General features: G+C 64.7%; 16 protein-coding genes. 10 read left to right on the top strand and 6 right to left on the bottom strand.

Going from position 1 to position 18799, the window contains the following annotated elements; all coding sequences use genetic code 11:
- Window positions 1-218 precede the first annotated feature (218 nt).
- From AAFN84_RS11295 to AAFN84_RS11285, 3 genes are all read right to left on the bottom strand, one after another.
- Window positions 219-938 (bottom strand): ABC transporter ATP-binding protein, encoded by a 720-nt coding sequence (locus AAFN84_RS11295; protein WP_347514652.1) that lies wholly within the window; start codon window positions 936-938, stop codon window positions 219-221.
- The gene (locus AAFN84_RS11290; RefSeq protein ID WP_347514651.1) at window positions 935-1702 is read right to left on the bottom strand and encodes an ABC transporter ATP-binding protein; all 768 of its coding nucleotides are present in this window, start codon (window positions 1700-1702) and stop codon (window positions 935-937) included. The genes AAFN84_RS11295 and AAFN84_RS11290 overlap by 4 nt, the downstream gene beginning before the upstream one ends.
- Before the next feature lie 213 nt (window positions 1703-1915).
- Window positions 1916-3112, bottom strand: coding sequence for a substrate-binding domain-containing protein (locus AAFN84_RS11285; protein WP_347514650.1), 1197 nt, complete (start codon window positions 3110-3112; stop codon window positions 1916-1918).
- Between the two features lie 121 nt (window positions 3113-3233).
- On the opposite strand from AAFN84_RS11285, the gene AAFN84_RS11280 reads away from it, so the two are divergent.
- Window positions 3234-3794 (top strand): PAS and helix-turn-helix domain-containing protein, encoded by a 561-nt coding sequence (locus tag AAFN84_RS11280; RefSeq protein ID WP_347514649.1) that lies wholly within the window; start codon window positions 3234-3236, stop codon window positions 3792-3794.
- Between the two features lie 11 nt (window positions 3795-3805).
- On the opposite strand, the gene AAFN84_RS11275 is transcribed toward AAFN84_RS11280, so the two are convergent.
- The 3 genes from AAFN84_RS11275 to AAFN84_RS11265 all read right to left on the bottom strand — a co-directional run bounded on the left by AAFN84_RS11275 (window position 3806) and on the right by AAFN84_RS11265 (window position 6043).
- Entirely contained in the window at window positions 3806-4438 is a 633-nt protein-coding gene (locus AAFN84_RS11275; RefSeq protein ID WP_347514648.1) for a trimeric intracellular cation channel family protein, read from the bottom strand.
- A 67-nt stretch (window positions 4439-4505) separates the two neighbouring features.
- A complete protein-coding gene (gene grpE / locus AAFN84_RS11270) occupies window positions 4506-5171 on the bottom strand; it encodes a nucleotide exchange factor GrpE (protein ID WP_347514647.1) in 666 nt (221 codons plus the stop codon).
- 134 nt (window positions 5172-5305) lie between these two features.
- The gene (locus AAFN84_RS11265) at window positions 5306-6043 is read right to left on the bottom strand and encodes an IclR family transcriptional regulator (RefSeq protein ID WP_347514646.1); all 738 of its coding nucleotides are present in this window, start codon (window positions 6041-6043) and stop codon (window positions 5306-5308) included.
- Between the two features lie 295 nt (window positions 6044-6338).
- Between AAFN84_RS11265 and AAFN84_RS11260 the strand changes: the two genes are divergently transcribed.
- From AAFN84_RS11260 to AAFN84_RS11220, 9 genes are all read left to right on the top strand, one after another.
- A complete protein-coding gene (locus tag AAFN84_RS11260) occupies window positions 6339-10166 on the top strand; it encodes a hydantoinase B/oxoprolinase family protein (protein WP_347514645.1) in 3828 nt (1275 codons plus the stop codon).
- A gap of 85 nt (window positions 10167-10251) precedes the next feature.
- Entirely contained in the window at window positions 10252-11808 is a 1557-nt protein-coding gene (locus AAFN84_RS11255; RefSeq protein WP_347514644.1) for an ABC transporter substrate-binding protein, read from the top strand.
- Between the two features lie 51 nt (window positions 11809-11859).
- Complete coding sequence (locus AAFN84_RS11250) at window positions 11860-12867, top strand: ABC transporter permease (RefSeq protein WP_347514643.1); 1008 nt, start codon at window positions 11860-11862, stop codon at window positions 12865-12867.
- A complete protein-coding gene (locus AAFN84_RS11245) occupies window positions 12864-13763 on the top strand; it encodes an ABC transporter permease (RefSeq protein WP_347514642.1) in 900 nt (299 codons plus the stop codon). Before AAFN84_RS11250 ends, AAFN84_RS11245 begins: the two co-directional genes overlap by 4 nt.
- Window positions 13764-13772: 9 nt before the next feature.
- On the top strand, window positions 13773-14660 hold the full coding sequence (locus AAFN84_RS11240) for an ABC transporter ATP-binding protein (RefSeq protein ID WP_347514641.1): 888 nt from the start codon (window positions 13773-13775) through the stop codon (window positions 14658-14660).
- Complete coding sequence (locus AAFN84_RS11235) at window positions 14657-15478, top strand: ATP-binding cassette domain-containing protein (protein WP_347514640.1); 822 nt, start codon at window positions 14657-14659, stop codon at window positions 15476-15478. Before AAFN84_RS11240 ends, AAFN84_RS11235 begins: the two co-directional genes overlap by 4 nt.
- Window positions 15479-15498: 20 nt before the next feature.
- Window positions 15499-16674 (top strand): M20 aminoacylase family protein, encoded by a 1176-nt coding sequence (locus AAFN84_RS11230; protein WP_347514639.1) that lies wholly within the window; start codon window positions 15499-15501, stop codon window positions 16672-16674.
- Window positions 16671-17693 carry an Ldh family oxidoreductase gene (locus AAFN84_RS11225; RefSeq protein WP_347514638.1) on the top strand — a complete coding sequence of 341 codons (1023 nt, stop codon included), beginning with the start codon at window positions 16671-16673 and terminating at the stop codon, window positions 17691-17693. Before AAFN84_RS11230 ends, AAFN84_RS11225 begins: the two co-directional genes overlap by 4 nt.
- 8 nt (window positions 17694-17701) lie before the next feature.
- Window positions 17702-18736 (top strand): proline racemase family protein, encoded by a 1035-nt coding sequence (locus tag AAFN84_RS11220; RefSeq protein ID WP_347514637.1) that lies wholly within the window; start codon window positions 17702-17704, stop codon window positions 18734-18736.
- Window positions 18737-18799: the final 63 nt, after the last annotated feature.

The raw sequence follows: 18799 nt of genomic DNA, 5'->3' as shown, positions 1-18799 counted from the left end.
CGGCAAGTATTCGGGCCGCCGCTAAGGAAACCGCCCTACGGCGCCCCCCTCGGTCCTGCCAGACATCTCCCCCACAAGGGGGGAGATCAGCCTTCACGGCCCGTACCGCCTTTTCTGCAATCTCGGCGATTGGCGAAAGCAGATATGACAGCCAATGTCCCCCCTCGTGGGGGAGATGTCCGGCAGGGCAGAGGGGGGCAACGTCGAGGGCGACCATCTCAATGCGCCTCCAGCGACAGGCTGAGGAACCGGTTCTGCAACGCCTCGTCGGCGGCGAGTTCCGCCATCGAGCCGCGATGCACGATGCGGCCGTCGTCGATTACCGCAACCGTCTGGCCGAGCGCGCGGGCGAAGTGGAAGTTCTGCTCGACCAGCAGGATCGTCGTGTCCTTGGCGATCTCGCGGAACGCGTCGATCATCGCCCTGATGATCGCCGGCGCGAGGCCCTTTGTCGGTTCGTCGATGAGGATGAGCTGGCGCTTCTCGATGATCGCGCGCGAGATTGCCAGCATCTGCTTCTGGCCGCCCGAGAGTGATGCGGCCTGGTTGCGCCAGAATTTATCCATCGCCGGGAACAGCGAAAAGACACGCTGCAGGCGCTGGTCGTCGAACCGCCCGTCGCCGGTGGCCAGGCGCATGTTCTCCTCGACGGTCAACCCGCCGAATATGCCCATGTTCTCCGGCACGAAGGCAATTCCGAGCCGGGCGATGTCGGGCGTCTTCATTGCCGCGATGTCGTTGTCGCGGAAGACGATCGCGCCCTTTCGCGCGCGCCACAGGCCCATGATGGTGCGCAGCGTCGTCGTCTTGCCAGCGCCGTTGCGGCCGAGCAGAACATGGACGCCGCCTTCCGGCACGTCGAGCGAGATGCCATGCAGGATGTGGTATTGCGCGATGTCGGTGTGGACGTCGTCGAGACGCAGGATGGACTTGCTCATGCCACCTCCTCCGCGCCGACACCGAGATAGATCTCGCGCACGACGGGCAGGGCCATCACTTCGGCCGGCTCGCCATCGGCGACGAGTTCGCCATTGTGCAGCACCACGATGCGGTCGGCCAGCGCGCGGACCACGTCCATCTTGTGCTCGACCAGCAGGATCGTCTTGGTGCGGTCCTTCTTGATTTCGGCGATGAGTTCCAGGATCACCGGCGCCTCGTCCACCGACATGCCGGCCGTCGGCTCGTCGAACATGAATATGTCGGGCTCCATCGCGGCGAGAAGCGCCACCTCCAGCTTGCGCTGGTCGCCATGCGGCAGCGCCGCTGCCGGCAGATGCGCGACCCCGCCGAGCCGCGTCGCATCGACGTACGCCTGCGCCTTGTCGCGAATGTCCGTCATCGAGGTGGCGCGTTTGAAGATGCGCGGTCCCTCGCCGGCCTTGGCCTGTACGGCAAGGCGAACGTTCTCCAGTACCGACAGTTTCGGAAACAGATTGGTGAGCTGGAAGGCGCGGCCGATTCCGGCCTTCGCGCGAGCCGATGGGGACAGGGCGGTGATATCGTCGTCGCCCTTGTAGATACGGCCTTCCGTTGGCGCGAGCTGGCCGGAAACCAGATTGAACCACGTCGTCTTGCCTGCGCCGTTTGGCCCGACGATCACCGTCAGCTCACCCGGATGAAACGCGCAGGTGACGTTGCTGACCGCGGCATGGCCACCGAAGCGGATCGTCAGGTTTTCCGTGCGGAGAGAGGGCGTTGTCATTGCTAGTCAATCATTCAAGATGAAGCACCCCCACTCCGACCCTTCGGGCCACCTCTCCCCCTGCCCGGGGGAGAGGAAAGGCGCTGCCGCTAGGCCGACCCTTATCCAGCTTGGGTTCCTCTCCCCCGGGGCAGGGGGAGAGGTGGCCCGAAGGGTCGGAGTGGGGGTGGTGCGTCCCCGGCGCAAGCCGCCGGGAACGATGCAAATCGTGCGTTATTCCTGGTTGTTCCTGCCCAGCGGGATGTCCATCTCCTCGGGCTTGATCTCGCGCACCAGCTCAGGCACGGCCCAGTCGACGCCATCCTCGACCTTGATCTTGAAGTGGTACATCGACTGCAGCGCCTGATGGTCTTCCGGGCGGAAGGTCATCGGACCCTTGGGCGTGTCGAAGGTCATGCCTTCCATGGTGGCGATGAGGGTTTCGGTATCCCACTCTTCCGCCTTCTCGAGCGCGGTGACGATGGCCATTGCCGATGCCATGCCGCCGGCGGTGAAGAAGTCCGGCGGCGAGCCGAAGCGCTCCTGGTGCTGCTCGACCAGCCAGTCGTTCACCGGATTGTCCGGGGCTTCGTAGTAATAATACATCGCGCCTTCCATGCCCGGCACCTGCTTGTAGGCAACGAGCGCCGGCAGGATGTTGCCGCCGGAAGACAACTCGATGTCGTAGCGGCCCGGATCGGCGGCGGCCAGCGGCGTCATGGCGTCGATGCCTGCGACGTTCATGAAGATGACCTTGCGGCCTTCCTTGTCGCGAAGCGCGTCGAACAGCCGCTCGATCGTCGCGGTGAAGTCAGTCGTCTGCTGCGGCACGTATTCTTCCGCAACCACGGTGGCACCGGTGCCGTCGAGCGCGGCCTTGAAGGCGGCGATGCCGTCGCGGCCAAACGCATAGTCCTGCGCCAGCGTCGCCACGTACAGGTTCTCGTCAGGCTGCAGCGCGAGTGCCTGCGCCTGCATGTCCATCGAGGAATTGCGCGAGGTCTTGAAGACGTAACGGTTGGAATCCGGGCCGGTGAGGCTGTCTGCGACGGCGGGCTCGACCAACAGTATCTTCTCGTACTCGGCGGCGACCGGCAGCATCGACAGCGCCACGCCGGACGAGGTGTCACCGACCGCGATCAGCGCGTCGTCGTCGCCATAGGCCTCGGCGAGCAGCGCGCGGGCGACGTCGGGCTTGAACTGGGTGTCCTTGACGATCACCTCGATCTTGCGGCCCTTGACCTCCATCGTGCCGTCGGTCGCATATTCGAGGCCGAGCTCGAAGCCGGCATGGGTCTGTTTCGAATAGGCTTCCAGCGGCGAGCCGGAAAGGCCGTGCAGCAGCGCGATCTTCACGGTGTCTTCCTGCGCGAATGCCTGCGTGCCCATGAGCGCGGTGGCCGTAGCCAGCGCGGCAAAAAGCGTCTTCATGAATATCTCCTCCCAGAGTAAGACGGATGCGCGCGGATGGCACGCTCCGAACCGATTGCCATTATCGGCGGCAGGCGGCCGCACCCGCAATATCGTAGGAATACGAACGGTAGAAACACGGATGACGAGCTGGGCCGACAATCTGCACGAACTGGCGTTCGAGAACGCCCCGATCGGGCTCGTGGTGACGGAAAGCCGCGTCATCCGCGCCTGCAATCCGCGCTTCGCCGAAATGTTCGGCTATGCGCGGATCGAGCTGGTCGATCATTCCTTTGCGATCCTCTACCCCTCCTTCGAGGAATTCGTCCGCATTCGCGACGTCGGCGTGGAGCCGTTGAAGAAGATGAACCGCTATTCCGATGAGCGGATCATGGCGCGAAAGGACGGCACGCTGTTCTGGTGCCGGGTGCGCGGCCATTCCCTGACGCCCGACGATGACCCGCTGCGCCGCGCCGTATGGAGCTTCGCCGACCTTTCAGAGACCCGCCAGGTGCAGGACCTGACGACGCGCGAACGCCAGATCGTCATGCATCTGGGCGAGGGGCGCACGTCGAAGGAAATCGCCCGCATGCTGTCGATCTCGCCGCGCACGGTCGAGGCCTATCGCGCCAGGCTGTTGAAGAAATGCGGTGCCGCCAATGTCGCCGAACTGCTCTCGCACCTGTCCTCTATGCCGCACTGACGGCAAGCGGATCAGGGAATGTCCTCGGGATGGCGGCCGGGACGGCTCCTGTAAGGCGGAAAAGACCAGCCAAAGCGCAGCGCGCCGCCCCGGATCAGGAACGCCACGAGGAAGGCCGGCCCGGCTGACAGCATCAGCGGCAGCCCCGCGATGTGCAGCACGGTGAAGGTGAGGGCGCCGGCCATCGCGGCCGTAACGTAGATCTCGGGCCGCATCAGGACCGACGGCTCGCCTGCGATCTGGTCGCGCAGGATACCGCCGAAGGTGGCCGTGAGCATGCCCATCACCACTGCCACCACCCCCGATCCTGTCACCACCAGCCCTTTCCACGCACCGAAGACGCAATAGGCGGCGAGCCCGATCGCATCGAGCCACAGCAGCAGCTTGTAGCGCGACTCGATCAGGTGCGCTCCGGCATAGACGAGGATCGCCATGGCCGCGCAGACGACGATGTAGTCGTGATTCTGGACCCAGAACACCGGCACGCCGAGCACGAGGTCACGGATGGTCCCGCCGCCGATGCCGGTGAAGCCCGCGAGGAAAAGGAAGCCGATGATGTCGAGCTGCTTGCGAGAGGCGGCGAGCGCGCCGGTCGCGGCGAAGACGGCCACGCCGGCATAGTCGAGCAAGATGATCGGGTCCATGGCGCCTCCAGCCACGATCATTAACCGATGGCGGCTGGATACGGAAGCGGCGCGACCGGACGCGTCGTTACGCGTCCTTTTCGGCCTGCTCGTTGGGCGGGCCGGGCTCGACGGCGGGTTCCGCCGCCTGCTTGGGGCCGCCCTTGGCGACACCGACCATGGCAGGCCGCAGCACCCGGTCACCGATCACGTAGCCGGTCTGCACCACCTGCACCACGGTGTTGTTGGGCACGTCCGGATTGGGCACTTCGAACATGGCCTGGTGGAAGTTGGGGTCGAAACGGTCGCCATGCGGGTCGAGCATCTTGACGCCATGGCGCTCGAGCGCCGAATGCATGGCGCGGCCGGTCAGCTCGACGCCCTCGATCAGCGCATTGAGGCCGGCGTCGCCGCTTGCCTTGGTATCCGCGGGGATCGCTTCAAGCGCGCGGCTGAGATTGTCCGAGACCTGGAGCATGTCGCGCGCGAAATTGGCGATCGCATAGCTCTTCGCATCCTGCACGTCGCGGGTGGTGCGCCGGCGCAGGTTCTCCATCTCGGCCGCCAGCCGCAGGGCGCGGTCCTTGAGCTCCTCGTTCTCCTTCACCAGCCGCACGACGGCCTCGTAGTCGGCCGCCTGTTCATGCGCGTCGACCTCGGCCTGAAAAGCTTCGCCTGCGGCAGCCGTCTCGGCATATTCCGACTTTGCCGCGGTTTGCTCGGGCGCGCGTTCGTCTTTGGGCTGTTCGCTCATCGCCTGATCCCGTTTTTGGAATGGTTCTGAAAGTTGCGCCCGATATCGATGTTCGCGCGCGGAAAATCAAGAGGCGGAAGGGAATGCGTTCCTAGGCGGCGGCGGTGCCGCCACAGGTCGATGCGGCAGCCCGGTCAGTGCGAATGACGCTGAAGGTCGTGTTTCATGTCGTCCAGCAGCACCGCGAGCTTCTCCTTCAGTTCGGGCGTGCCGAGCGACGTGGGGTAGGAAATCGCGATACCGATGACCTCGTGGCTGTCGGGATCGCGCACGGCGATGCCTTGCGATGACACGCCTTCGTACGAATCGTCGGACGAAGACGAGCGGCCCGTTTCCCGCACCATGCGGATGCGTTCGAGAAGATCCTCATGCGTCTTTGGCGTGTTTTTTGACAGGATCGGCAGCTCCTGCGGCACGCGCAGCCGCCACTCCTCGTCGGTCAGAAGCGCCAGCATTGCCCGGCCATTCGACGTGGCGTGCGGCCAGGCGCGATATCCCGGTGTCGCGGCGATGGCGATCGGGCTCGAGCCGCGCAGCATACGCAGCACCGCGAGCTGAGGCCCGTCAAACACGGTGATGTAGCCGGTATGTCCGCCCACCTCGCAGACATGCTGAAGGCGCTTGTGCACGAGGTCGAGGAAGTTCTGGTGCGATCGTGATATCTGGCCGAGTTCGAACAGCCGGATGCCGGGGCGATAGAGCCTGCTGCCGGCGTCGAATTCCAGCATGCCGGTGTCCCTGAGCGTCTTCATCACGCGCGAGATCGTCGCTTTCGGGCGCCCGACGCGGCGCGTCAGCTCGGCTTGCGTCAGCGCGGGGTGGTCGAACGAAAAACAACCCAGAATGGCAACCGCATCCTCCAGAGCGCTCATCTGCTACCTCCTCGTGCAATCATTCTCATGTTTGTTCCACTATTGGAACTAGTTGTCAAATATGAAACTTATGCTGGACACCGCTTTTATTGCCGCCTATAACAAGTGCAACATTCTTCATGCACAAATAATAGGCGTGAGGAGCGGCGAATGCGTGCCTTGTCAATGGGCAGCCCAACCACTCCCAAAGCCACCGCGGAAGAATACGAAAAGGGAAAATTCACGGTTCCGCTGCACGCAGCGGTAGCGACGGAGGCTTGCCTGCGGCTGGCCTCGATCAATGGGGACTGCCAGAATGCAAGCGACTTCAAAGGGTTTCCGTGCGGGTATCGACATCGGGGGCACTTTCACAGATTTCATCCTGTTCGACGAAGCCGATGCGGCGATCCGTCTGCATAAGTGCCTGACGACGCCAGCCGACCCCTCCAAGGGCGCGCTCGCCGGGCTCGCCGAAGTGGTCACCGCCGCCGGCATCGACGTTGGCGACCTCGACGAAGTCGTGCACGGCACGACGTTGGTGACCAATGCCGTCATCGAGCGCAAGGGCGCCCCGGTTGGCCTCATCACCACTGAAGGCTTCCGCGACGTGCTCGAGATCGGCGTCGAGCAGCGCTATGATATCTATGACCTTTTCCTGACCTTTCCCGAGCCGCTGGTGCGCCGCTCTCGCCGGCTCGAGATCGCCGAACGCATTGGTGCGGATGGGGGCGTCATCAAGCCGCTGGACGAGATGTCGGTCCTGCGCGCGGTCAAAAAGCTCGTCGCCGGCAAGGTCGAGGCGATCGCCGTCTGCCTGATGCACTCCTACCGCAATCCCGACCACGAGCAGCGGGTCCGTGCGCTCATCAAGCAGCACTACCCGCAGATCGCGGTTTCCATATCCTCGGAGGTCGTGGCCGAGATTTCGGAATACCAGCGCTTCGTCACCACATGTGCCAATGCCTATGTGCAGCCGCTGATGGACCGCTATCTGAGCCGGCTCGAGCGCGAGCTGACGGCGCGTGGCTTTCGCGGGGCCTTGCGCCTGATGCATTCGGCCGGTGGGCTGGTCTCGCTCGACGAGGCACGTGAATTCCCGATCCGGCTTCTCGAATCCGGTCCCGCCGGCGGCGCGCTCGCAACCGCATGGTTCGGGCAGAAGGCAGGCAAGGACAACGTCATCGCCTTCGACATGGGCGGCACCACCGCCAAGGCCTGCATGATCGAGAACGGCATGGCGCACATCACCTCCTATCTGGAGGCGGGTCGCGTGCGCCGCTTCAAGAACGGCTCCGGCCTGCCGATCAAGTCACCCGTGGTCGACATGATCGAAATCGGTGCCGGCGGCGGCTCGATCGCTTCCATCGACGAGGTCGGCCTGCTCCAGGTCGGTCCGCATTCGGCTGGCGCCGCACCGGGCCCTGCCTGCTACGGACAGGGCGGCGACAAGCCGACGGTCACTGACGCCAGTGTCGCTCTCGGCTACTATGATCCCGGCTTCTTCCTCGGCGGTCGCATGGCGCTCGACCTTGACGCCGCCGAACAGGCGCTGAAGACCATCGCCGAGCCGCTCGATATCTCGACGGTCGAGGCGGCATGGGGCATCCATCAGGTCGTCGGCGAGAACATGGCGAGTGCTGCCCGCATCCATCTCGTCGAGAAAGGCAAGGATCCGCGCGGCTATTCGATGATCGGTTTCGGCGGCGCCGGCCCGGCCTTTGCGGCCCGCGTGGCGCACATTCTCGGCGTCTCCGAGGTGATCATCCCGCAAGCGAGCGGTGCAGCCTCCGCCTTCGGCTTCCTCACAGCGCCGCTTTCCTTCGACCTCGTGCGCTCGCATCCGATGGAGCTGTCGCCCGACCTCGACGCCGCCGCACTCAACACCGCGTTCGATGCGCTTGCCGAGGAAGGCCGGGCGAAGCTGGTCGCCGCCGGCGCGGATGTCGAACAGGTCACCATCGAGCGCACTGCCGATATGCGCCTCGTCGGCCAGTTGCACGAGATCAACGTGCCGATCCCGGCAGGGACACTCGACGCGTCGGCCTACGAAGCGATCCGCAAGGCATTCGAGGACGTCTATACCGCGCGCTACACACTGGTGCCCGGTGAGGCCGAGCTTGAGATCCTCTCCTTCCGTGTGCGTGCCAGCGGCCCCAAGCCGCAGCTCTCCATCCGCCAGGCGGACGTGCCGGAGACCGCGCAGGGCGCGCTCAAGGGCCATCGAAAGGCCTATTTCGGCGATGGTTTCGTTGATGCGGCGATCTACGACCGTTATCGCCTGACCCCCGGCATCGAAGTCGCGGGCCCCGCCATCATTGAGGAGCGCGAATCGACGACCATCGTGCCGCCCGGCGACACGCTCACCGTCGACGAAGCCGGCAATCTGCGCATTGCGATCGCGGTCGCCGGCAAGGGCATGGATCTCGTCACCCCCGACATGACCCGTGCCGAGGCGATCGAGAAGATCGAATCCGATCCGATCTCGCTCGAAATCATGTGGAGCCGTCTGGTCACGGTGTCGGAAGAGATGTGGCACACGGTATGCCGCACCGCCTATTCGCTGATCATCTCAGAATCACAGGATTTCGGCTGTTCGATTCTCGACGCCAGGGGCGAGACGCTTGCGCATTCCAGCCGCGTCATGCCGGTCTTCAACCTCACCCTGCCGATGGTGGTCAAGGCGACGCTCGAGCGCTATCCGCTCGACACGTTGCAGCCCGGTGACGTCCTGGTCTCGAACGATCCCTGGCTTTGCGCCGGTCACCTCTTCGACATCGCCGTCATCACCCCCGTCTTCCACGGCGGCAAGGTCGTGGCCGTGATGGGCACGGTCGGCCATGTCGGCGACATCGGCGGCACCCGCAACGGCATGAAGGCAACGGAGGTCTTCGAGGAAGGCCTGCAGATACCACCGATGAAGCTGGTTCGTGCCGGCGTCGAGAACGAAGACCTGTTCCGCATCATGGCGGAGAACATCCGCGACTCCCAGCAGGTGCTCGGCGACGTCCGCTCGCTGATCGCCGCCAACGAGACCGGCGGCCGCCGTCTGACCTCCTTCATGGAGGAATACGGCCTGTCGGACCTGACGGCGCTCGCCGATGTGGTCCAGTCACGTTCGGAAAAGGCGATGCGCGAGGCGATCCGCGCACTGCCGGACGGCGTCTACACCTCGACCACCACCTACAACCCGCTCGGCACGCCGATGACGGTGCCGGTCAAGGTCACCATCGCCGGCGACGAGATCGAACTCGACTTCGAAGGCGCGCCCGACGAGGTGCCGCTGGGCGGCATCAACTGCACGCTTAGCTACACCACGGCGCATTCGACCTACCCGTTGAAATGCATGCTCACGCCCAACGTGCGCGGCAATGCCGGCTGCTACCGGGCGTTCACCGTAAAGGCGCCCAAGGGTTCGGTGCTGAACTGCAACAAGCCGGCACCCGTCAGCCTGCGCACGCGCACTGGCTGGTACACCTCGCCGAACATCTTCCGCGCACTCTCCGAGGCTGCGCCGGACAAGGTGGTGGCACACACCGGCCTGCCGAGCCTGATGACCGTCTACGGCAAGACGCCCGAGGGCAAGGTCTACTACGACCATCTGCTGTCGGGCGGCGGTCAGGGCGGCAGCGCAGCCAAGGACGGCAAGTCTTCCGTCTTGTGGCCGACCTCGGCGGCGACCTCGTCGATCGAATTGCTCGAAAGCCGCTCGCCGGTCGTCGTGCTGGAAAAGAGCTTCGTGACGGATTCCGCCGGCGCCGGGCAGCATCGCGGCGGGCTGGGCGCGCGCATCCGCGTCACCAAGCGCCACGACGATGGGCTGCCGCTGACCGTGTTCGTGTCACCGGAGGGCGTCAACGCGCCGATCGATGGCCTGTTCGGCGGCAAGACCGGCCTCCTCGCCCACGGCTATGTCCGCGACGATAGCGGCGCTGTCGTGGAGGATGTCGGCAGCGGCGGCCTGGTCGTCGTCGATCGCACCGATCGCATCGTCGAACTCCAGCTCGGCGGCGGTGCCGGCTATGGCGATCCTGAAAAACGCTCGATCGAGAGTGTGGAAGACGATTTGCGCGAAGAGCGCATCAGTTCCGAAAGCGCCGAGAGCGTCTATCGGTTGAGTTCCCGCAAGAAGGAACTGGCCGCCTGACGCCACTCGGAAACCACAGGGGGCCGGCAATGGGTGCCGGCCCACCGTCAGCATCCGGCTCAGCCGGCAAAACAGGGGAATGGACATGGTTACATTGAACAAGCGCCAATTTCTGATCGGTTCGGCCGGAGCGACGATCGCCGCCTCGATGCCGTGGTACGCCAACGCCCAGGGTCGCAAGATCATGGTGCTCGCGAGCACGGTCGACATCCCGAACTTCGACCCTCACGTCGCCACCGGCTACGCGCCGCAATGGCTGTTCCGCAACACCTATGACGCACTCGTCCGCGTGGTCGGCAATCCGCCCGAGACGACGCCCGGCCTGGCCAAGAGCTGGACGCAGTCGGATGACGGTCTGACCTATACCTTCGAACTGGACGAGAACGCCCGCTTCCATGACGGCAATCCAGTGACCGCCAAGGACGTCGAGTACTCGTTTGCGCGCCTCCTGCGTCTCAAGCAGGGTCCGGCCTGGATGGTTTCCGGCGTCCTCGACGAGAACGGCGTCAAGGCCACCGGCGACATGACCGTCACGATGACCCTGCTGCAGCCATTCGCACCGCTGCTCTCCGTCCTGCCGTGGATGTTCGTGGTCAACTCGGCGGTCGTCGAAGCCAATCTCGGCAGCGATGACGGCCAGACATACCTGCTTTCCAACATCGCGGGCTCCGGCGCCTTCACCATGGGGCGTGCGCGCCCGGGCGATCTCTACGAGCTGATCCGGGCCGAGAACGACTGGCACCAGGGCGGCAACATCGAAGCTGTCATCTGGAAGATCGTGCGCGAGTCCGCCACGACCCGTCTGATGCTTCAGCGCGGCGAGGTCCATTTCGCCCTCGACATGTTCACCGAGGACATGGAAGCCATCGAAGGCATGCCGAATGTCGTGCGCATCATGGAGCCGGACTACCGCTCGTTTTCGATCAAGATGAACACCGCCAAGGGCCCGCTCGCCGACAAGAACCTGCGCAAGGCGATCTCGTATGCCTACAACTACCAGTCCATGCTGGAAGCTGCCGGTTTCGCCGAACTGATGGAGGGCCCGCTGCCGTCCGGCATGTTCGGTCATGCCGAAGGCCTCGACATCTATCGCCAGGACATGGAGAAGGCCAAGGAATACCTCGCCCAGTCCGAATACAAGGACGGCGGCTTCACGCTGTCGATCATGCATGCGGCGGGTTACGAGAACCAGCGCCGGTGGTGCCTGATCCTGCTCGAATCGCTCAAGGCGCTGAACATCGACCTGGACATCCGCCCGATGGTCTGGCCGGACATCGTCGCGATGGCCAAGTCGCCGGACACGATGACGGACTTCTACTCGATCTTCCAGTCGGCCAACTATGCCGATCCGGACAACACCGCCTATGCCGCCTACCACTCGTCGCGCAACGGCCAGTGGCAGAATCCGGTCTACAGCAACCCCGAGGTCGACCGGCTGATCGAGGAAGCGCGTGCCGAGGTGGACCAGGAGAAGCGGGCCGATCTCTACCGCCAGTTCCAGGAACTCGTGGTCGACGACGCCCCCGATATTTTCGGCCTTCTGGAACTGCGCAAGTTCGCAATGCGCGATAGTGTGCAGGACTACGAGTTCTGCCCGGTGGCCGCCAACACCTTCGAGGTCTGGCCGCTGTCGCTTGCATGACGTTTCGCCGGGGCGGGCTCACCGGCCCGTCCCGGCAAATCGGAGCTTTCCATGGTCTTGTTCATCCTGCGCCGGCTTCTCCTGCTCATTCCGATCCTTATCGGGCTGACGCTGCTGCTCTTCGTCGTCGCGCGTCTCCTGCCCGGTGATCCTGTCGGCCTCGCCGCGGGTCCGAACGCGTCGGCGGAAACGATCGCGCAACTGCGCCAGCAATTCGGCTTCGACCAGCCGCTGCCGATCCAGTACTGGACCTACCTGACCGGTCTGCTGGAGGGCGACTGGGGAACCTCGGTCTTCACACGCCGTCCGGTGTTTCAGGACATCCTTGAATATCTGCCGGCGACGCTCGAGCTGGTTTTCGCCGCCCTGCTGATCGCGGTCGTGCTCGGCATCCCGCTCGGCCTGCTCACCGCCGTCTACCGCAATGGCCCGCTCGACTACGTCACCCGCACGCTGGCGCTGGGCGGCATCGCCATGCCGCGCTTTTTCCTGGGCCTGATGCTGCAGCTCGCCTTTGCCGCGTGGCTCGGCTGGTTGCCGCTCGCCGGGCGATATCCATTCATTGAATCGCCGCCGGACACCGTCACCGGCCTCTACACGATCGACGCGCTGATCGCGGGTGATCTCTATGCCTTCCAGATCGCCGCCGCTCATCTGGCCTTGCCGGCGATTGCGATGGCGTTGTCGCCGCTGGCCACCATCATGCGCATGATGCGCGCCTCAACCATCGAGGTGCTCCAGCAGGACTACGTCATGACCGAGCGCGCCCTCGGCCTGTCGAGCCGCCTGATCCTGTTCAAATACGTCTTGAAGAACGCCATGACCTCGACCCTCACTGTCATCGGCCTCTACGTCTCGTGGCTGCTCGGCGGCACGGTGCTGGTGGAAACGGTCTTCGACTGGCCAGGCCTCGGGCTTTATGCGACCCAGGCAATCCTGACCCAGGACTTCATGCCGGTGATCGGGGTCACGCTTGTCATCGCGATCATCTATCTGCTCACCATGCTCGTCGTCGACGTTCTCTACGGCGTGTTCAACCCGAAGGTGCGCTACGCATGACGGCCGAAACTCAGATCGTCATTCCCGCCCGCAACCGCTCCGCGCGCATGGAGAACTGGGGCCGCGCGTACTACCGCTTTCGTCAGAGCTGGTTGTCGGTCATCGGGCTGACCATCGTCGTCGCGCTCGTCGTCATAGCGATCCTGGCGCCCTACATCGTCCCGCATCCCGAGCACGTGGCAGGCGGCACCAACACCGCCGCGCGCTTCCTGCCGCCATCGGCGGACGCGTGGTTCGGCACCAACGAACTGGGACAGGATATCTTCTCCCTCGTGGTGGTCGGTTCGCAGGTCTCGCTGTTCTCCGGCCTCGCCGTCGTCTTCATCGCCATCGTCGTGGGCACGGCGGTTGGAGCGGTCGCCGGGTATTTCGGCGGCTGGACCGACGAAATCCTGATGCGCATCACCGACCTGCTGCTCACCATCCCGAGCCTTATCCTCGCCATGGCGGTGGCGGCAGCACTTGGAAGCGGCGTCTTCAACATGATCGTCGCCATCTCCATCACATGGTGGCCTGCCTATGCGCGTCTGGTCCGCGGCGAGGTGATCGGCAAGAAGGAAGAGCAGTTCGTCGTCGCAGCCCATGCGCTCGGCGCGGGGTGGGCGCGGATACTGGGACGGCACATCCTGCCCAACATCGTCTCGCCGATCGTGGTCAAAGCCTCGCTCGACATGGGCTTCGCGATCCTCACCGTCGCCTCGCTCGGCTTCGTCGGGATCGGTGTCAAGCCGCCGACGCCGGAATGGGGCACGCTCCTGTCCGGTGCGCGCAGCTACATGCCGGACTACTGGTGGACGGCGGTCGCGCCCGGCATGGCGATCTTCCTCGCGGTCCTGGCCTTCAACCTGCTTGGCGACGGGCTACGCGACGTGCTCGACCCCAAGGCACGGCGATAGGAGGCACTGATGACGCTTCTCGACATCAGGAACCTCAAGCTCGCCATGCGCAGCTATGAGGGCGAGACCGAGATACTGCACGGCATCGACCTCAAGATCGAGCGCGGTGAGATCTGGGGCATGGTCGGCGAAACCGGCTCGGGCAAGTCGCTCACCGGCCTGTCGATCTCCCGCCTCATCCCGACGCCGCCGGGGCGCTATCTGGCCGGATCGATCGAATTTCAGGGCAAGGACGTGCTCACTGCCAGCGACCGGGACATGCGCGCGCTGCGCGGCCGCCACATCGGCATGATCTTCCAAGACCCGACCACCAACCTCAACCCGGTCTTCCGCGTCGGCACCCAGATCGTCGACGTCGCGCTCCACGCCGGACATTCGGACCCGTCGGTTCTGGGCCTGGAGCCCGGCGCGTCGCGCAAGGCCTTCCGCCGCGCCGCGCGCCAGACCGCCATCGACATGCTCGACAAGGTCGGCATACCGGATGCCGCTCAGCGCATTGATGATTATCCGCACCAGTTTTCGGGCGGCATGCGCCAGCGCGTTCTCATTGCCATGGCGATGATCGGCAAGCCTGACCTGCTGATCGCCGACGAGCCCACCACCGCGCTCGACGTCTCGGTACAGGCGCAGATCTTAAGGCTAATCCACGATCTGGTTGCCGAGCGGAACATCGGCGTGCTGCTCATTACCCACAATCTCGGCGTTGTCGCCCAGATCTGCACCCATGTGGCGGTGATGTACCGCGGCAGGATTCTCGAAGCCGGCCCGGTGCGCGACGTGCTCAAGAATCCGAGCCATTCCTATACGCAGGCGCTGTTGGATTCGGTGCCGACCGTCCACACCAAGCGGGGCGAACTGCGCGGCATTGGCGGGCTTTCCCCGGAGGCCCTCGCATGAGCCTCGAAATTGTCAACGTCACCAAGATTTTCCAGACCCCGCGTCGCGGGATGCTGGCGGGCGGGCAGAGCTTCACGGCGCTCGACGATGTCAGCCTCACCATCGCGAAGGGCGCCAGTTTCGGCCTGGTTGGTGAATCCGGCTCCGGCAAGACGACGCTGACGCGCTGCATCCTGCGGCTGGACACGCTGACCTCGGGGGCAATCCGGTTCGACGGCAAGGACATTCACGCGCTTTCCGCAGCCGAGATGCGCCGTCTGCGCGCGCAGGTGCAGATCGTGTTCCAGGACCCTTACGCCTCGCTTAACCCGCGCATGACGATCCACGACATCGTCGCCGAGCCACTGGTGATCCACCGTGACGTCATGGCGCTGTCCTCGCGCCAGCGCACCGAGCGCGTGGTCGAGCTGCTGCTCCAGGTCGGCCTGGAGACCGAGCATCTGTTCCGCTATCCGCACGAGTTCTCCGGCGGCCAGCGGCAGCGCATCGGCATCGCACGGGCACTGGCCGTACGGCCCGAACTGCTGATCCTCGACGAGCCTACATCGGCGCTGGACGTTTCGGTTCAGGCCGACGTGCTCAACCTTTTGCACCGGCTGCAGCAGGAACTGGGACTGACCTATTTCTTCATCAGCCACGATCTCGGCGTCATCCGCTACATCTGCGACGACGTTGCCGTGATCTATCGAGGCAAGATCGTCGAACAGGGACCGGTCGCGGAAATCTTCGATTCGCCGCAGAACGAATACACACGCATGCTTCTGGATGCTATGCCGGATCCCGACCCGGATCGCTCGCCGTTCCGGCGCGCTGGATGATCGACGACACGGAGGACCGCATGACTTCCCCTGACGCACTCGAAGCAATCGCCAAGGAGGCTGCCGATTGGCGCCGCCAGATCCATCAGCAGCCGGAGCTTCTGTTCGACCTGCCGAAGACGGCGGCCCTGGTGGCCGAGAAGCTGAGGGCATTCGGTTGCGACGAAGTGGCGACGGGCATCGCGAAGTCGGGCGTGGTCGGCGTCATCCGCGGGCGGCTGGGAGCGGGCCGCACCGTCGCCCTGCGTGCCGACATGGACGCTTTGCCGATGTCGGAGCAGACCAATCTGCCCTATGCATCGAAAGTGCCGAACATGATGCACGCATGCGGCCATGACGGACACACCGCGATGATGCTGGCAACCGCGAAGCATCTGGCCGCGACGCGGGATTTCGCCGGCACGGTGGTGCTCATCTTCCAGCCTGCGGAAGAAGGCGGCGCGGGCGGCCGCGTCATGATCGAGGAAGGCATGCTCGAGCGCTTCGGCATCGACGAAGTCTATGGCATGCACAACGAGCCTGGGCGTCCGGTCGGTTCGTTCGCCACGAAGCCGGGACCGATGATGGCGGCCGGAGACCGCTTCATGATCACGCTCAACGGCCGTGGCGGCCACGCCGCCTCGCCGCACGAGACCCGCGACTCCGTGCTGGCCTGCGCCCATCTGGTGACGGCCGCCCAGTCGATCGCCTCGCGCAACACCGATCCGTTCGATCCCGTGGTGGTGTCGCTGACGCACATCGCCGCCGGCAGCCCCGAGGCGCTGAACGTCATTCCAGCCTCCGTCACGCTCGGCGGCACGATCCGTACCATCAATCCCAAAACACGCGAGGACGTCGAGCAGAGGTTTCGCGACATCGTGGCCAACACGGCGCGCTTGTTCGAGGTCGAGGCCGAACTCGACTGGCGTCCCGGCTATCCCGTCACCGTTAATGATCCGGCCATGACCCAGGCGGCCATCGCTGCGGCTTCGACGGTCGCCGGCGAAGCCAATGTCGACGGAAATTGCGCCGCCACCATGGGCGCGGAGGATTTCTCCTACATGCTGGAGAAGCGGCCGGGCGCCATCGTCTGGATCGGCAACGGCGATTCCGCCGGCCTTCACCATCCGGCATACGACTTCAATGACGATGCGATCATCCACGGCCTGCGATACTGGACCACGCTCGTCGGTCAGCGATTGGGCAGTGCCGCATGAGCACGGCCGCATCGGAAACGGCCGCCCTGTCCTTCGACGAACTGGCGGACCTGCTGGAGCGCATCTTCGTCCGTCACGGCGTCTCGCCTGAAAACGCACGTATCCTCGCGGCCAACTGCGCCGGCTGCGAGCGCGACGGCTCGCACAGCCACGGCATCTTCCGAATACCCGGCTATGTCTCGTCTTTGGCAAGCGGCTGGGTCGACGGCAAGGCCGTACCGGTCGTCGAGGATACGGGCGGCGCCTTCATCCGCGTCGACGCGCAAAGTGGCTTTACCCAGCCGGCCTTCTTCGCCGCGCGTGACCTGCTGGTCGAGCGCACCCGGCAGCACGGCATAGGATTGCTGGCGATCCGCCGCTCGCACCACTTCAGTGCGCTCTGGCCGGATGTCGAGCCTTTTGCGGATGAAGGCCTCGTGGCGCTTAGCTTCGTCAACAGCATGACCTGCGTCGTCCCGTTCGGCGGAAAGAAGCCACTCTACGGCACCAACCCGATCGCCTTCGCCGCGCCACGCAAGGATGAGCCGCCTTTCGTCTTCGATCTGGCCACCAGCGCCATCGCCAATGGCGACGTGCAGATCGCCGCGCGCGAAGGCAGGCTCCTGCCCGAAGGCATGGGCGTCGACAGTGACGGCAAGCCGACGCGCGATCCCAAGGTGATCCTGAATGGCGGCGCGCTGCTGGCGTTCGGCGGCCACAAGGGCTCGACCATCGCTCTCATGGTCGAAATCCTGGGTGCAGCGCTTACCGGCGGCTACTTCTCCGGCGAGTTCGACTGGAGCGACTTCAAGGGCGCGCAGACGCCGAAGACCGGTCAGCTCTTCATCGTCATCGATCCGGAGCGCGGCGGAAATGGCGTGTTCCGAGAACGCGTATCGGAAATCTGCGAGCTGACGCGCGAGGCCGGGCAGGAACGCCTGCCAGGCGACCGGCGCCTCGTGATCCGTGAAAAGTCCTTGCGCGACGGCATCGCCATTTCGGCGGCAGACCACCAGATGCTGCTCTCGAAACTGGCCTGAGTTCAGCTATGCGCACGTCGAAGATCGTCCATGTCGTCAGTTGCCATGCCGAAGGCGAGGTCGGTGACGTCATCGTCGGCGGCGTTCTTCCACCGCCCGGCGACACGATCTGGGAACAGTCGCGCTATATCGCGCGCGACGAGACGCTGCGCAATTTCGTGCTCAACGAGCCGCGCGGCGGGGTCTTCCGCCATGTGAATCTGCTGGTTCCTCCCAAGGACCCACGCGCACAGATGGGCTGGATCATCATGGAGCCGGCAGACACGCCGCCCATGTCGGGGTCCAACTCCATCTGTGTCGCAACGGTCCTGCTCGATACGGGCATCGTACCGATGCAGGAGCCGGTCACAACCATGACGCTCGAAGCGCCTGGCGGACTGATCGAAGTCACCGCGCAATGCCGCGACGGCAAGGCAGAGCGCATCGAGGTCCGCAACGTGCCGTCCTTCGCCGACAAGCTCGGCGTGAAGCTGGAAGTGCCCGGCCACGGCACGATCACAGTCGACACGGCCTACGGCGGCGACAGCTTCGTCATTGTCGATGCGCATGCGCTGGGATTTGCGATCCGCCCGGACGAAGCCCGTGAGATCGCCGAGCTCGGCGTCAGGATCACCGCAGCGGCTGACGAGCAGATCGGCTTCGTCCATCCCGAAAACCCGGACTGGGACCATTTCTCCTTCTGCCAGATGGCTGCGCCGGTCGAGCGCGAGGCCGGCGTGCTCACCGGGGCCAACGCGGTCGTCATTCGCCCCGGCAAGATCGACCGCTCTCCCACCGGAACCGGCTGCTCGGCACGCATGGCGGTTCTGCATGCGCGTGGCGAGCTTAAGGTCGGAGAGACCTTTGTCGGCCGCTCGATCATCGGTTCCGAATTCCGCTGCAGCATCCAGTCGGAAACGACCGTTGCCGGACGTCCCGCGATCTATCCGCTGATTTCCGGGCGCGCCTGGGTGACCGGTACGCATCAGCTCATGCTCGACCCGTCCGACCCGTGGCCCGGCGGTTATCGCCTGTCCGACACCTGGCCGCGCCTGAACGGCTAGCATTCGATCCAATCCGATAAGCCTTGCGAAACCTCGCGCTGATATTGCGGGCCGAGGAGGCGC

Source organism: Mesorhizobium sp. CAU 1741 (assembly GCF_039839275.1).
Classification (GTDB): Bacteria; Pseudomonadota; Alphaproteobacteria; order Rhizobiales; family Rhizobiaceae; genus Aerobium.
Note: the sequence above shows the minus strand (reverse complement) of the source record. Positions and strands in the feature narration are given on the sequence as shown.